This is a genomic window from Secundilactobacillus kimchicus JCM 15530 (assembly GCF_001433995.1).
GTDB lineage: Bacteria > Bacillota > Bacilli > Lactobacillales > Lactobacillaceae > Secundilactobacillus > Secundilactobacillus kimchicus.
The window spans coordinates 376,607-390,361 of record NZ_AZCX01000001.1; the positions used below are offsets into that span (position 1 = coordinate 376,607).

Here is a 13,755-nt window from a genome sequence, read left to right on the forward strand (position 1 = left end):
TCCATCTAGGAGGGTTAAGTGGCACTTATTTTATGCTTTCGTTCGGTCTTGGTACTGGCGTTGATCATGAGTAATTCCGCGTAACACAAACCGTGCCGAGTCCGCTTTCGTGTCAAGTAAGACATCATGATCCGGTAACGACTGATTAAACAATCGTTCATAGGCTGGCACCGAAACCCGCCGGCGTTGGCCAAAGAATTGGGCAAAATCAGCTTGGAGCGCTTGCGGGTCAAAATCCGGCATCAGCTGACCAGCAAAAAATTCGCCCTCGGCCCCCGAACCATAACTAAATAATCCAATTCGAGAGCCCGCCGGTAACTCACCATTGGCTAACAATGACATCAAGCTCAAATAAAGCGAACCGGTGTACAAATTCCCGACGCGGCGATTGTAAACCCGACTGGCTTCAAAGGCCTCAAGTAGCCGTTGCTGTTTGAGGTCATTTGCCTGAGGTAAAACGGCTCGCAACGCTTTCAATCCCATCTTAGTAAATGGTAGGTGAAAGGCCAAAGCATCGAAATCCTCAATAGTCCGACCAGTTAATTTCTGGTAATCATCAAATACGGCTGTAAAAAAATCAATATAGATGTTTTCCGATGCATGACCATCAACGAGGGCTTCCTTCCGGTACAATGGCCGCCAAAAATCCATCGCGTCTTCGGATTTGACCACCGAATCATCTTCTAGCGCTAAAATCCGGGCGTTTTGGCTAACCAGCATCGCCACGGCACCACCGCCTTGAGTGACCTCACCAGGTGTATTGAGACCGTATCGCGCGATGTCTGAACCAATAACTAACACCTTTTTCTCCGGGTGAAGCGTCACGTAGTCTTTTGCCATCATCAAACCGGCCGTTGCCCCGTAACAGGCGTGCTTCAGTTCAACGGTCCGGATTGAGGCTGGTAGGTCCAATAACGAGCGTAAATAAACCGCGGCGGACTTAGAATGGTCCACCCCACTCTCTGTTCCAAATAACACCATTCCCAGAGCTTGGCGATCCGTCTCGGTTAGCAGCTTGCTGGCCGCGTTGGCCGCCATCGTAACGGCATCTTGGGTCACAGGCACAACCGTTTGCTCAGATTGACCAATTCCAATTAAATACTTATTGGGATCAACGTCACGAGCTTGGGCTAAGTCTGTCAAATCCACATACGTATCTGGTGCAAAAAAAGCGATCTTATCAATTCCAACTGTCATTTATTTTTCCTCGTTCCTCAAAAGTTAAAATTATTGGTCATTTTAATTTTATAAAACTTAGGACTTGCATCGCGCTCGGCCCTCTTAATCAGCAACACCCCTGCCACATCAGTGCTCAGTGCCAAATCCGAGTACTCGCTCATTCAACCGATTATTTCAAGTCACCGCTCCAAAGGTCATAACATGGTTCTAGACCTCGCCTTTTCAATCTCAAGGCAAAATGCTATGATAACTGGTAATTAAGCATCATTGGAGGTCACTCATGAGTTTCTGGACAACCAACATTATCGGCGTGCCCATTAGCGCTGTACTCATTATAATCGGAGTTATTGTAGCACGAATCGCGGAAGTTCGACAATTTAAGCGTGGTTTAAAGGGGCTGCTGATTGCACTGAGTATCTCACTCATCTTCATTGCCGCCTTTTGGCTCGGTATTTTAGTCGCCTATAGTACCTTTAACCCGCTAACTAACCGCTGAAATCAGTTAAATTATTTGGCTTGTCGTCGTTAATTATGGTAAATTTGATGTAGAGCAAAGTACCGTACTCAAAATTATAAAGTTGAGGTGTTTGATGTGAAAAAGACAAACGTTAAAGTCATTGCTAAGGGTGGTTTAACTGGCGAAACTGTTAACCAATTGACCAATGAACTTTCCAAGTTTGCGATGAAGATCATGCTAGACTATCAAGACACCACCACGATTGCGAATAGCAGTCTGGGCGTTATGAGTCTTGGCGTCCCTGAGGGCGCAGAAATTGGCATCAGTGTCGATGGTAGTGACGACGACTTAAATAAAGTTGTTGCTGCGCTAGTTGAAGGTGGCTTCGTCGAACAAGTTTAAGGACCATGTAATAACCGGCTTGCCGCGACATTGGTAAGTCGGTTATTCAGTTTAATGGAGTTGGAGGGCATCATGAATAGTTACAAAATAAATTTCACCAATCGGGTGACCCCCGAAACGGTTTCAATTAAATATAAAGTCATCTTGAATGAACCTGAGTCCGCAAAAAGTATTACTCAATTTGGGAACAGTGCCTTTCAACGATTTGCCTCACCGCTCAGTTATTTCAAAACCGGTCAGGCCGCTATTCAGGTCATCCGCCAAATTGTTCAGTCAATGGATAACACCAAATACCAGCTTCAAACCATTAACTTCGCATCTAGCGAAGACGAAAAAATCCTTGGAGTCCCCTCCAAGGATGAAATCCTAGCGGTCATCAGCAAGGTCACCGATAACCAAGTCGATATTACGGTTGAACACCACTTACTTCTTGGTTGAGTCCTTTGCCGCACTGTGGGTTGCAAGGCGCTCCTTAACCCGTGACATTAGTTTGATCTGTGGCTTGTCAGTCCCGACAAGCTCGACGTTGTCAAAAACATTACCGACGATGCGATCACTATGTTCAAAAGTAACAGGTGTTTGTGAGCCGGTTGTCGGTTGTAAATAAAAGGCCGTACTGTAGCCATCAGTACCGTTGTCTAACCGAGCAAAATCAACAATGTAACGTTGCCCATTTCGGCGTTCCAAGATGTAACCTTGATAGATTTCTTTTCCATCAATATCGTTTAGGCCCGTGTACTGAAGCAATTCAAACCGAGATTCCAGTTCTCCGTTCTTAAATAAGCCATAGCCTTTTTCATAATTGTCCACGGCGATGCCCACAACGTTACCTTGATGGCCAAACTCAAGCCGGGTCACGTCGCACATTCGATTAACTTGACGATCCCAAGCCTTAAATTTCAACTTCATATTTCAATCTCCTTCGTATGACCCAAAGGCCTACAATAATCACTGTTCCTACAATAGCAAATAAAGGCTAAACTTGTCACGCACTATTCTCATTTTAAGGGAGTGATTTCTATGTCAGACTCGACCAACAGCGACTTTGATTCTTTATACAGCCAGTTTATCGATGGTTTTATTCAGCAACCGTACGCGGATCAGCAAGCCGTTCTTAAAGCCTTATCGGATCTCTCTGAAGCCCGTAAAAACCGCTAACTGGAATCTGACCACGCAAAACCGCCCTTCACCAGTGAAGCTTACCCCCAAAATTAGAGTGATTTCACTTTAACTTTAGGGGTAGGCCTCACAGCGTGTGAAGGGCGGTTTTTTTACTTCATGTTTTTATCCAAGAAAGTTTCCATAATTTTAGCCATCTTATCATAGGTTTCTTGAGTTGGATGCAACCGGTTATCACCAAATGATGCACATGGATAACCGTTCTTAGTATCAATGATTTCTGACTCATACTCCCGCCAATCCAAAACGGGAATTTTGTGTTTAGCATAAACCGACTTTTCCAGATCAACTAAATCTGAAAGTGTATATTCGGTGTAGTTTGTGACATTTGCTAAGCCAAATTGACCACTTTCCTTATCTTTAACGTAGGCATCAAGTGGCAAGAACGCAAAAATCTGCAGTTTAGGGTTGGCTTTTTTCATAGCCGTCAACTCGCGGTCTAAAGTTTCTTCAACCGAGTAGATGGTTTCCGTTTTAAAGTAGTCGTTAACACCATATGCAACCGTTGCGTAATCATAGCTCGCCAATTTGGTGTGGTCAACGTTATACGTTAGGTCAAGGTTGGTATCACCAACGACTTTCCCGCTATTTTCGCCTTTGTTGACAACGTTAATTCCCATCGCAGATCCGATCAGTGCCGGATAAGGATTAGTTGCGTAATCGACACCGGTCCACCCTTTCGTGATCGAATCACCGAAGGCAGCCATATTAGATTGCTTCAGGGCGCCTTTATACACCCATCCCACAACTTTATCATTGTTTTGAATGTGGCCGTAATAATAAACTAAACCATTATTCATTGTGGCTTGTTTAGTGGCCACAAAAGTTCGGTTCTTATAGTTTTTCATCAAATGAATTTTTTTAGCAGAGACGCTAGAGCGGTATGGCTTGCTCCACATATAAACTTTACTATCCGCCTGAGCAGCTGCTGGCTTTAAGCGAAGCCGCGCGGTTATCTTTTCTGTCGTTTTAATCTGGTAAGGGTCCGTCACCTTTGCGGCGTGACCGGTCTTTGTTTGTCCCCCAAGCAAAGCACCAAATAATAGGCCCAAGCTGGCCATCAAAGCAACCTGTTTTTTACTAACTTGCATACAAGAATTCTCCTCCACCTAATCAACATTACTTCAATCATACTGGTTCAACGTTACAAAAGCTTTTCAAACAGAATACTTTTTTCAAACAAATGAACTCACACGTTCCAATATACCGCATTAAGCTTGAAAAACAAGCGCTTTTCACCTTGATAACCAGTCCCCTTTAACACCAGGATGGCCACATCCTGAACAAAAAAAACGGTTATACCCACTAGTTCATACTAGCTGATATAACCGCAACCTAAACAACAGGCGCACTATTTCAATTACTTGTGCTCATCTTCATTGACAACGAGGACGCGAACCTTTGCATTCCGAACAACATACGCGGTTGTTGAGCCAATTAACAACCGATCTAATGCATCAGCCCCAGACTTGCCGATCACAATTAAGTCAATATCGGCATCATCGGAAAAAGTGGCGATGATATTCTTAGGAATCCCCTTTAAAACAACCGTGTTCACATTAATTCCGGCAGCCTCTGCCACCCGCTTTCCTTCTGCCTCAATTTCTTCAGCTCGCCGCTTCAACTCGTCTGAATAGTTGTAGGGCACATTACCCGCCGTAATATAAAATGAACCTTCATTGATCACCGTTAGTAACGTGACCGAAGAGCCAAAAGTTTTAGCTAAAGCGATGGCTTCAGCTAATGCTTGTTTGGAATTGTCACTACCGTCTAAGGGAACTAAAATGTGTTGATACATCATGAACTCGCTCCTTTCCTAACGCGTCTTTCTAGTTTAAATTATAAACGGATGGTTCGAACTAATTCAACTAAACCGCTTACACTTTTTTGTCAGCACATTCTAGGCACTCCAAACCCAAAATAATACATCGCATGAATTGCACTCGTCAAATTGGTCGCTTATAATATAAACAAGGCTTGAAACCGTTTTCGATATTTGGAAACGGTTCTCATTTTTAACCTACTGCGTCATACGACAAAGGAGTGTTGGATATGTTAACAGAGACGACGATTCACGATTTAGCGACAACTCATTTAACGGCCCCAGTTGCGACCCTGACCATTAATTTAAAGGCATTGGCAACGGATGATGGGGAGCCTATTCGCTTAAAAAACGCCCTATCAGAATTAAACAATGTTAGCCTTGCTCAACAAATCAACGATTTGTTGGACACCCCACTGCCCTATGCTGGCGTGACGATTGCGATGTCCACCGCCGACAGTAATGGCGTTTATTTGCCAAGAGCAAGTCAGGTAACCACCGCGCTTTCAATTCGTGACACGCCGGACTTTGTTTCAATCTTGGGAGAACAACAAAACCAAGAATTCACGGTTTTATCCTTGAACCAAGATACGTATGCTCTTTACAACTGGTCTAAATCTGAAATGGTCCCAATCACAATGGCCGACATGCCCGGTTCCTTAACCGAAACCCTAGGTACTGAAAAGCGCGGTGGGGCTTTGAATTTTTCAACTCAGGCAGGTCAAACTAGCTACCATGGGCACAACGAAACCAGCCAAGAAAAGGCCATTGATCAAGAACGTTACTACCGCGAGATTTTGGCTTTCTTAGGGCAATCAGAAACACTCCAGAAAACAACCTTTGTTTTAGCAGGATTATCAAAAAATACGCAACTTTTCCGCAAATTAAACCAAAAGTTAAACCTGTATAAAGCAGAAATCGCAAAATCTGTCGCCAACCTGACACCGGCTGAATTGAAAAAGGTTGTGGATGAATTCGTCAATGAACAGGTCACCAACGAGACGGAAGCCCAACTTCAAGATGCCGCAAACCACAATACTGTGGTGACCATCGATGATATTTCGTTAGCACTTACCCAAGGACAAGTTCGTTCATTGTACGTCAACAGTAAAAGTAAGTTGGAAGCCGAAGCAGATGATATGGTTGATTCAGTCAACCAGTTAATCCAGCTCGCGCTCCGTGAAGGTAAAACAGTCTCAGTCCTGACCGAGGAAAACGACAGTGTCCCACTCGTTCAAGCGACGTTATACAAATAAGGCTTTTGCAGGTACCAAATAGTCTTGCCTGACACTGAACGTCCAATAAAAAGAAACCTGTATCGTACAAATTACCTCTAAATCAACTTTTTAATAAAAAGCGACCAGTCCGTAACTTCTGACTGGTCGCTTTTTTTGATGACGACTCATTTCTGAATTATGCTGGTTATCGCCAATTTGGTCTTGGAAAAGACTGACATAATCGACCACTTTAGTCCGGCCAATGGGGTGACAAGTGCCCCGCCCATCTTGTCGCCTTGATGGATAGAACGATCTCCGAGATAACTTATTAAGGGTGACTAATTACTAGCACAACATACAAAGTGATGAGATAAAACCAACGATCCCCGTTATCTCTTGCCTCCAGAAAAATAAAAAGGCCCACAACAGCAACTTTCAAGTTACCATCGTGAGCGATACATAGTGCACTAAGGAGAGTACAGGATTTGAACCTGCGCGCCGGTATTAGCCGGTTCGCCGGATTTCGAGTCCGGTGCATTACCACTCTGCCAACTCTCCATAACAATTTCGGTACTAAATAATTATACCAAAATTGTGCTTTGATGCAAGTGAAACCTCGACAAAATCACGGTTTCTTCGGTTGTTTGCTTCGAAGGATTGGCTAAAAAACACTCAATCCGGACACCGTGATCAATGCTTTAATATTCCATCAAGCTAAACGTATCGTAGCCTTTAATTTTGTCTCGACCATGAAGATCCTTCAATTCAATGATAAAGGCCGTTCCAACGACAATGCCACCAAGGTCTTCAACCAACTTGATGGTGGCGCCAATCGTCCCACCAGTTGCCAGCAAATCATCCATCACTAGGACCCGCTGGCCTGGTTTAATCGCATCTTTGTGCAAGTATAGGGCAGATTCCTTGCCATATTCGAGGTCATAGGTTGCCTTAACTGTTGCCCGCGGTAACTTCCCCTGTTTTCTTGCTGGTGCAAAGCCAACGCCCAGTTCATAAGCGACCGGACAACCCACGATAAAACCACGGGCTTCAGGGCCAGCAATCATTTCAACATTCTTGCTCTTAGCATAGTCAACGAGTTGGTCAGTCGCATAGCGATAGGCCTCGCCATCTGCCATTAGTGGTGAGATGTCTCGAAACATCACCCCTGGTTCCGGGTAATCGGGAACCGTTGCGATGTATTGCTTCAAATCCATAGCCATATTGTCATAGCTCCTTTATTCTTCTGCCACATAGGATAAAACCAACTCTCGCAACGCTGGCGTTTCACTATACAGCAATTGTTTTTCCGTTTTAATTTGTTGTTGACGAGTCACGTAACTTGGCGCGCTTTCGATTGGTTGATTATCGGGCGCAACCGTTGCGTTCATCAATCCATTTGTGACGTTGACAAAGTGCAACTCGATAAAGTTTTGAATCATAAACACTAACTGGTCCTGGTCCAGTTGCAAGTACTTAGCTAATTCAGCTAGCCGGTGGCTAACATCAACATCATGGTGCGCTTTAACGAACCTAAATAGTTTAGCATACTGTTGCCGATCTGGCACCCCTAAAAGGTAATGACTTTGTTTTGTGTAAAAATACGCCACGATTTTTTGAGCTCTGATATGGGTTAATGCGGATTCAAGGTCCACTAACGTCGTTGGACAGTCAACCAAATACAGGACAGGCGTTTTGATTAGGGGCACCCGATCAGCATCGGCCAATAGCCAACTCGTAGCCCCCGCCGGTAATTGCGGCTGCAATTGGTCGTATAGTTTAGGATTAAAGAAAGCATAGACGCCGGTTTGAGTGAACATGGATTGCCGCAACGTTTGTGTCCGTTGGTCTTCAAAGACTAACCCGGTCAGCGCAATGTCTTTAACCATCAGCTGCATTGTTGTTCGGCCCTGCCAAACGTTCACGCTTAGTTGAGCAACCAACGAAACCTGCGTAGGAGCTGCAGCCAGTTCAGTCGCAAATGCGCCATCACCAAAATCAATCGCGTCAACCGAATGTGCGCCATCAACCACTTTAAATTTCAAGTGATTGCCAGCTGCCCCAATTGCTTTAACGTCATTAACGGAAGCTGGCGAAAAAGCAAATAACGGTACGGGATTGTCCGTTCCAAACGGGGCCAACTCGTGCAATTGCTGATACAGCTTTTGCGTGACCTCCCCAGCCGATAACCGCGCCGCAATAGGCAAGGTTGGCTTGGGCTGATCAGCCAGCTGCTGCTTAGCCGCTGCCGCATCAAAAGCCCTCTGCAACGCGTCCAACTCGGTAGCTTTCGCCGTCATGCCGACCGCTGCTGCATGCCCCCCAAAAGCCACCAGTAAATCTCGTTGATCATCAAAAGCTTCAAAAAGATTAAACCCGGCAACGCTTCGGCCCGAACCTTTTGCGGTCATCCCATCCTTGCTTCGACTTAAAACAACCGCTGGTTTACCCGTTGCCTCGACGACTTTACTGGCCACAATTCCAAGGACTCCTTCATGCCAATTTTCACCAACAATCAACGCAGTCGGATGCCCACTATGTGCCTCGTCTTCAGCTTGTTGAAGGGCTTCCTTTGAGATGTCAGCTACTAATTTTTGCCGATACTTGTTTTGACTTTCTGTCAAATCAGCTAACGACTGCGCTTGGTCGGGGTCAAGCGTCGTTAGCAACTCCACTGCCGGAGCTGCATCGTCCAGTCGGCCCAAGGCATTTAACCGCGGTGCAATACCAAAACCAATGGACTGCTCATCCAGAGTTTCTGGCTTAATACCAGCCCCAGCCATTAAGGCTTGCAACCCTGGACGTTCCGTTGCGGCTAAAAGTTTTAAACCAGTTGTCACCAATACTCGGTTTTCACCAACTATTGGCACCAAATCGGCAACGGTCCCGATTGCCGCCAAATCAAGCAATTCTTGAGGAATTTCTTCTAACAGCGCAGTTGCCACTTTAAAGGCCACACCAGCCCCCGAAAGACCGCCAAATTGATACTGTCCTTGGGGATGACGCGGGTGAATAATGGCAGCTGCATCTGGTAAAATTTCTGGGAGTTCATGGTGATCGGTCACCACAACTTCAACACCTAATTCGTTCGCCCTAGCAATTGCATCATGACCGGAGACCCCGTTATCCACGGTTACAATAAGTTGCGTTCCAGCCTTAATCAAGCGTTCAAACGCTGCCGCATTTGGCCCGTAGCCATCAACGAACCGGTTGGGAATAAAATAGTCCACCTCGGCGCCAAGTTGTAGTAAAGTATCGTACATAATGGCGGTACTGGTCACCCCGTCTGCATCATAGTCGCCGTAGATTGTAATTTTTTCGCCAGCCATAATCGCCGCTTGAATGCGTTCCGTCCCAACTTGCATGTCATGCATGAGAAATGGATCAACCAATTGACTTAAATCTGGGTGTAAAAAGGCCGTGGCTGACGCAACCGATTGATAGCCCCGATTAATCAAAATCTGCGCAATCAACGGCTCAACCGACAATGCACTTGCTAATTCTTCCGCTTCTGAACTTGCGTCGTTCGCATTTTTAAACTGCCAATCATAATGGGAATTAATCACGGGCGTCATCCTTTTCTAACTTGGTTTTTTCTACTTTTGCCTCAGAGGTGATAGCCGGTTGACCAGCCTGCCGCTTCAATGCTTTATTCTCAGCTGTTAAGACCGAAAGTTCCTTAAGTTGGGCATCAGACTGAGCCCGCAATTCACGGCGTGATTTGAAGCTGGTGAGCGTCCCAATCAAAAACATCAAAACGGCTCCTGCTAAAACCGCGACCAAAATAATCAGAACCAATGGCCACGTAAACACGGCCACACCAAAATTAACGGGGACAACCGTTGTGTTGAGGAGTGCAAAAAGCGCAATTAAAATAATTAACAGGATTGCCCCAATTACCTTTCCTTGTTGCTTCATAGACTCTCACCCCCAGACGTATCCTAACTACGATTCTCGTTCTTTATCAAATGGAACATCAATTAAGTCAAAATCCTTGACGACCTTTGTATTAGCAAAAACCGTTTGCGCTTCACGTTCAAGTTCGTGAGCCATTTTGCCTGTGTATCGCGCAGAAATATGATTGAGTAGCAAACGACCCACGTGGGCCTTTTTGGCAATCTCAGCTGCTTGCACATTTGTTGAGTGATAATAGTTTCGGGCAAGGGTCGCTTCGTCTTTTGAAAAAGTACTCTCATGGACCAAAACATCGGCATTTTTGGCTAGTTTTTCACTATTCAACGTTTTTCTTGTATCACCCAAAATGGTGACAATACGGCCTTTCTGCGCGTGACCGATATACTCTTGTCCGTGTAAAACCCGACCATCTGGTAGGGTCACCGTTTCGCCTTTTTTGAGTTTTCCATAAACGGGACCAGAGGGTACCTGGTCAGCTTGTAGTTTTTCAACTAGTAACTCACCATCGTGATCATGTTCTTCAACCCGATAACCAAACGACTCAATTTTATGATCAAGGTGCGCTGCGTAGACCGTAAACTTACTGTCTTCAAAAACTTTGCCACCATCCGTTAATTCAACAAAATCAATATAATACGATAATTTCGTTTCGGAAACTCGCATACTGGTCAGGACAAAGTTTCGAATGCCCTTGGGACCATAAATCGTCAGCTTATCGTCACCGCCTTGAAAGGATCGACTGCTTAACAGACCAGGCAAGCCAAAAATGTGGTCGCCATGCAAGTGAGTGACAAATATCTTATCAATTTTTCTTGGTTTTAAAGTCGTCCGTAAAATCTGATGTTGGGTGCCTTCACCGGCATCAAACAACCAAACAGAATTGCGTTCGTCTAGTAACCGCAGTGCTAAGCTGCTGACGTTACGAAACTTGCCGGGAGCTCCGGCTCCGGTCCCTAAAAATTCAATTTGCATGGTTCATTCCTCTTCTATCTATCTATTCCGTTCATCAACAGCCCCAAACTTTTCGCTTAAAAGGCTTATCATAACCGTTCAATTGTAGCATACTTAAGAGAGCTATTTGATAATGAATTCGTCAGAATTTAGTGAAATGGAGAATTTCAAATGCGCCTTCACGAACTCACTAGTTTAATAGAACGGCTCGATGGTCGTTTAAAATTAGGACTTGAAGCCACGCCCCCAATTCCGATTATCAGTACCGGAACAAGTGCCGACCACTTTGTCCTAATTACTGGATCAACAGACCACACACCGTTAACCGTTGCTGCGTTCAAACCGCAATTAATTGCCCAAAGCACCGACCTACTAATTGTCTCCCCTCCGGCTCACCGGATCTTCGGTATCCGTCAAAGTGACGGTTGGTTACTATTCAAATAATAAAGGAGCCTTATTATGCGTCTTAATCGTCTTACGGTGGCCCTCTTAACCCTGTTTACCGGTTTCGTCCTAGCCGCCTGTCAACAGCCCCATCACCCCAAATCCAGCTCAACTGCCAGCTCTGAGCCAAGTAGTAGCAGTGACAACCCAAACCGGCCCGAAAAAAAGGCAACCATGAAAAATTACACGGTTCCTGCCACCGACAAGCGCAATCCCCACTATCAAAAGTCGGGACTCTTACAGCTTCCGGGCGAGTTTTCATACGATAAAGTCGGCACAAAACTCACCCTTAAAACAACTCAAAAGGGACGGTATCAAGTACACAGTAAGGGGCTTCGGATTACCTTTACCCAAGTCAAAGTGATCAGCAACCAGGCTAAAACTGATCAGGCCCTTGCAATGGCCAAACAAGCACTAAGTATGCCTGAGTTACCGAACCCCTACCAAACGATTCAGCTAAAGTTCACGGTCAAAAACTACCGTCACCGAGCTGTTCTGACCGATGGAATTAAGGGCATAAAGCTAACCAGCGGTGCAAGTGTCACAACCGCTAGTGGCCTCAGCGACCCGAGCGCTGGTCAACTGATCCCCGCCAATGGTCAACGGACCTTCTCCGCTATGGCTTTTGCTGGCCCCAAGGGAACTACGACAACGGCCTTAACTATTCAATTTTCCGGTAGTTTTACAACAGCAGGTCAGCCGCTCTCACCCCAACCCGATTCACTCGAATTCCGTTTATAGCCACAAAAAAACCGGTGAAATTTTTCATCGGTTTTTTGAATTGCCCAACAGTTATAACAATGCCTGTGGCTATTCAACAAATTCAAATGTGAAGTCGTCAATTGCGACTAGATCGCCGTTCTTTGCACCACGCTCACGCAAAGCATCGTCCACACCCATCCCGCGTAACTGTCGCGAGAATCTTAAAATACTGTCTTCATGATCTAAATCGGCCATCATGTACAACCGTTCTAGTTTTCGTCCTGATAACACCCAAGTGCCGTCTTCAGCTTGATCGATTGTAAATGCGGGTTCATCCTCAAGATTTGTTTGAATCTTCATCTCAAGATCATCAATTCCCTTAATTGGGAAGACCGGCGTTTCGTCCAGAAGCGTGGCCGTTTTTTCGATCAAGGGGGTCAGCCCCTCATGCGTGACACTAGAAATCGCCATGAGAATTGGCGCCGTTTTTAAGGTCGTATCCGTCGCAAGCTTGGCTTTTAACTTCTCAAAGTGGTCAGCCGAATCTGGTAAATCCATCTTAGTAGCCACCACAATCTGCGGTCGGTTCAATAATTCTGGATCATATTTGGCCAATTCCGCATTAATCTTCAAAAAGTCATCATACGGATCGCGCGCTTCGAAACCACTGACATCAATCAGATGCAATAAGACCCGCGTTCGTTCAATGTGCCGTAGAAATTCAATCCCTAATCCAACACCATCAGCGGCGCCCTCAATTAACCCAGGTAAATCTGCAACTGCAAAGTCACGGCCATCGGCCAACTTAACCATTCCAAGGTTCGGTGTCAAAGTTGTAAAATGGTAGTCTGCAATTTTAGGCTTTGCACTGGTAATGGCCGCCAATAACGTCGACTTTCCAACCGATGGGAAGCCAATCAATCCAACATCGGCCAGGAGTTTTAATTCCAAACGAACGCGACGTTCCTCGCCCGGTTCACCGTTTTCAGCAATTTCAGGGGCCGGATGGGTTGGACTCGCAAAATGAATATTACCACGACCACCACGACCGCCAGCCGCCGCAACAATTTCATCGCCGGGATTGGTGAGATCGGCAATGACCGTATTCGTCTCATCGTCAATCAAAGTCGTTCCTTGCGGGACAAAAATGACTTTATCTGTTGCACTGCGGCCAGTCATGCTCTTGATACCGCCATTTTGGCCGGCAGGCGCTTTAAACTTTTGGTTATACCGAAAATCCATCAGCGTTCGTAGGCCTTCATCGACTTTAAAAATAACGCTTCCGCCGCGACCACCGTCGCCACCAGCCGGGCCGCCATTGGGCTCGTACTTTTCGCGTCTGAAGGCCACCATTCCGTTACCACCGGTTCCGGCTTTAATATTAATCGTCACGTGATCTACAAACATTTTAGTCTCCATTTTCTTTAAATCCGAATTGTTTCCAACTGTCCTATTATCTTATGAAACCCTTGAAATTACTAGAGCTTTTC

General features: G+C 45.5%; 16 protein-coding genes and 1 tRNA gene. 7 read left to right on the plus strand and 10 right to left on the minus strand.

What is annotated here, in order from left to right; genetic code table 11:
- Nucleotides 1-30: 30 nt before the first annotated feature.
- Entirely contained in the window at nt 31-1,197 is a 1,167-nt protein-coding gene (locus FC96_RS01905) for a hydroxymethylglutaryl-CoA synthase (protein ID WP_056941797.1), read from the minus strand.
- Between the two features lie 262 nt (nt 1,198-1,459).
- On the opposite strand from FC96_RS01905, the gene FC96_RS01910 reads away from it, so the two are divergent.
- The 3 genes from FC96_RS01910 (at nt 1,460) to FC96_RS01920 (ending at nt 2,476) form a co-directional block, all read left to right on the plus strand.
- Nucleotides 1,460-1,675, plus strand: coding sequence for a hypothetical protein (locus tag FC96_RS01910; protein ID WP_054659627.1), 216 nt, complete (start codon nt 1,460-1,462; stop codon nt 1,673-1,675).
- Nucleotides 1,676-1,771: 96 nt separating this feature from the next.
- Complete coding sequence (locus tag FC96_RS01915) at nt 1,772-2,038, plus strand: HPr family phosphocarrier protein (protein WP_054659630.1); 267 nt, start codon at nt 1,772-1,774, stop codon at nt 2,036-2,038.
- A 72-nt stretch (nt 2,039-2,110) separates the two neighbouring features.
- Nucleotides 2,111-2,476: a hypothetical protein gene (locus tag FC96_RS01920; RefSeq protein ID WP_056941798.1), complete on the plus strand. Its 366-nt coding sequence runs from the start codon at nt 2,111-2,113 to the stop codon at nt 2,474-2,476.
- Here the strand turns inward: FC96_RS01920 and FC96_RS01925 are convergent.
- Entirely contained in the window at nt 2,462-2,947 is a 486-nt protein-coding gene (locus FC96_RS01925; protein WP_056941799.1) for a YopX family protein, read from the minus strand. The genes FC96_RS01920 and FC96_RS01925 overlap by 15 nt on opposite strands.
- Nucleotides 2,948-3,058: 111 nt before the next feature.
- Here FC96_RS01925 and FC96_RS12815 point away from each other — a divergent pair, with 111 nt between their 5' ends.
- Entirely contained in the window at nt 3,059-3,196 is a 138-nt protein-coding gene (locus tag FC96_RS12815; protein ID WP_156403128.1) for a hypothetical protein, read from the plus strand.
- 113 nt (nt 3,197-3,309) lie between these two features.
- On the opposite strand, the gene FC96_RS01930 is transcribed toward FC96_RS12815, so the two are convergent.
- Entirely contained in the window at nt 3,310-4,308 is a 999-nt protein-coding gene (locus FC96_RS01930) for an SGNH/GDSL hydrolase family protein (RefSeq protein WP_056941800.1), read from the minus strand.
- 269 nt (nt 4,309-4,577) lie between these two features.
- Nucleotides 4,578-5,015 carry a universal stress protein gene (locus tag FC96_RS01935; protein ID WP_054659748.1) on the minus strand — a complete coding sequence of 146 codons (438 nt, stop codon included), beginning with the start codon at nt 5,013-5,015 and terminating at the stop codon, nt 4,578-4,580.
- 254 nt (nt 5,016-5,269) lie between these two features.
- Here FC96_RS01935 and FC96_RS01940 point away from each other — a divergent pair, with 254 nt between their 5' ends.
- The gene (locus FC96_RS01940; RefSeq protein ID WP_056941801.1) at nt 5,270-6,295 is read left to right on the plus strand and encodes a baeRF6 domain-containing protein; all 1,026 of its coding nucleotides are present in this window, start codon (nt 5,270-5,272) and stop codon (nt 6,293-6,295) included.
- Nucleotides 6,296-6,726: 431 nt separating this feature from the next.
- Here FC96_RS01940 and FC96_RS01945 read toward each other — a convergent pair.
- From FC96_RS01945 to rnz, 5 genes are all read right to left on the minus strand, one after another.
- A tRNA-Ser gene (locus FC96_RS01945) sits at nt 6,727-6,814 on the minus strand.
- Between the two features lie 140 nt (nt 6,815-6,954).
- Nucleotides 6,955-7,476, minus strand: a complete 522-nt coding sequence (locus tag FC96_RS01950; RefSeq protein ID WP_056941802.1) for an adenine phosphoribosyltransferase — start codon at nt 7,474-7,476, stop codon at nt 6,955-6,957.
- 15 nt (nt 7,477-7,491) lie between these two features.
- Nucleotides 7,492-9,819 carry a single-stranded-DNA-specific exonuclease RecJ gene (recJ, locus tag FC96_RS01955; RefSeq protein WP_056941803.1) on the minus strand — a complete coding sequence of 776 codons (2,328 nt, stop codon included), beginning with the start codon at nt 9,817-9,819 and terminating at the stop codon, nt 7,492-7,494.
- Nucleotides 9,812-10,171 (minus strand): LapA family protein, encoded by a 360-nt coding sequence (locus tag FC96_RS01960; RefSeq protein ID WP_054659644.1) that lies wholly within the window; start codon nt 10,169-10,171, stop codon nt 9,812-9,814. Before FC96_RS01960 ends, recJ begins: the two co-directional genes overlap by 8 nt.
- 27 nt (nt 10,172-10,198) lie before the next feature.
- A complete protein-coding gene (gene rnz / locus FC96_RS01965) occupies nt 10,199-11,140 on the minus strand; it encodes a ribonuclease Z (protein ID WP_054659646.1) in 942 nt (313 codons plus the stop codon).
- Between the two features lie 150 nt (nt 11,141-11,290).
- Here rnz and FC96_RS01970 point away from each other — a divergent pair, with 150 nt between their 5' ends.
- Together FC96_RS01970 and FC96_RS01975 are read left to right on the plus strand one after the other, a co-directional pair.
- A complete protein-coding gene (locus FC96_RS01970; RefSeq protein ID WP_054659648.1) occupies nt 11,291-11,563 on the plus strand; it encodes a hypothetical protein in 273 nt (90 codons plus the stop codon).
- Nucleotides 11,564-11,578: 15 nt separating this feature from the next.
- Nucleotides 11,579-12,304, plus strand: coding sequence for a hypothetical protein (locus FC96_RS01975; RefSeq protein WP_056941804.1), 726 nt, complete (start codon nt 11,579-11,581; stop codon nt 12,302-12,304).
- Nucleotides 12,305-12,373: 69 nt separating this feature from the next.
- On the opposite strand, the gene obgE is transcribed toward FC96_RS01975, so the two are convergent.
- Nucleotides 12,374-13,672: a GTPase ObgE gene (gene obgE, locus FC96_RS01980; protein ID WP_056941805.1), complete on the minus strand. Its 1,299-nt coding sequence runs from the start codon at nt 13,670-13,672 to the stop codon at nt 12,374-12,376.
- Nucleotides 13,673-13,755 lie beyond the last annotated feature (83 nt).

Bases quoted from the DNA above. Each gene is read 5' to 3' on its own strand.
- FC96_RS01905 (WP_056941797.1), bottom strand. From the start codon at position 1,197: ATGACAGTTGGAATTGATAAGATCGCTTTTTTTGCACCAGATACGTAT.
- FC96_RS01910 (WP_054659627.1), top strand. From the start codon at position 1,460: ATGAGTTTCTGGACAACCAACATTATCGGCGTGCCCATTAGCGCTGTA.
- FC96_RS01920 (WP_056941798.1), top strand. From the start codon at position 2,111: ATGAATAGTTACAAAATAAATTTCACCAATCGGGTGACCCCCGAAACG.
- FC96_RS01925 (WP_056941799.1), bottom strand. From the start codon at position 2,947: ATGAAGTTGAAATTTAAGGCTTGGGATCGTCAAGTTAATCGAATGTGC.
- FC96_RS12815 (WP_156403128.1), top strand. From the start codon at position 3,059: ATGTCAGACTCGACCAACAGCGACTTTGATTCTTTATACAGCCAGTTT.
- FC96_RS01930 (WP_056941800.1), bottom strand. From the start codon at position 4,308: ATGCAAGTTAGTAAAAAACAGGTTGCTTTGATGGCCAGCTTGGGCCTA.
- FC96_RS01935 (WP_054659748.1), bottom strand. From the start codon at position 5,015: ATGTATCAACACATTTTAGTTCCCTTAGACGGTAGTGACAATTCCAAA.
- FC96_RS01940 (WP_056941801.1), top strand. From the start codon at position 5,270: ATGTTAACAGAGACGACGATTCACGATTTAGCGACAACTCATTTAACG.
- FC96_RS01950 (WP_056941802.1), bottom strand. From the start codon at position 7,476: ATGGCTATGGATTTGAAGCAATACATCGCAACGGTTCCCGATTACCCG.
- FC96_RS01960 (WP_054659644.1), bottom strand. From the start codon at position 10,171: ATGAAGCAACAAGGAAAGGTAATTGGGGCAATCCTGTTAATTATTTTA.
- rnz (WP_054659646.1), bottom strand. From the start codon at position 11,140: ATGCAAATTGAATTTTTAGGGACCGGAGCCGGAGCTCCCGGCAAGTTT.
- FC96_RS01970 (WP_054659648.1), top strand. From the start codon at position 11,291: ATGCGCCTTCACGAACTCACTAGTTTAATAGAACGGCTCGATGGTCGT.
- FC96_RS01975 (WP_056941804.1), top strand. From the start codon at position 11,579: ATGCGTCTTAATCGTCTTACGGTGGCCCTCTTAACCCTGTTTACCGGT.
- obgE (WP_056941805.1), bottom strand. From the start codon at position 13,672: ATGTTTGTAGATCACGTGACGATTAATATTAAAGCCGGAACCGGTGGT.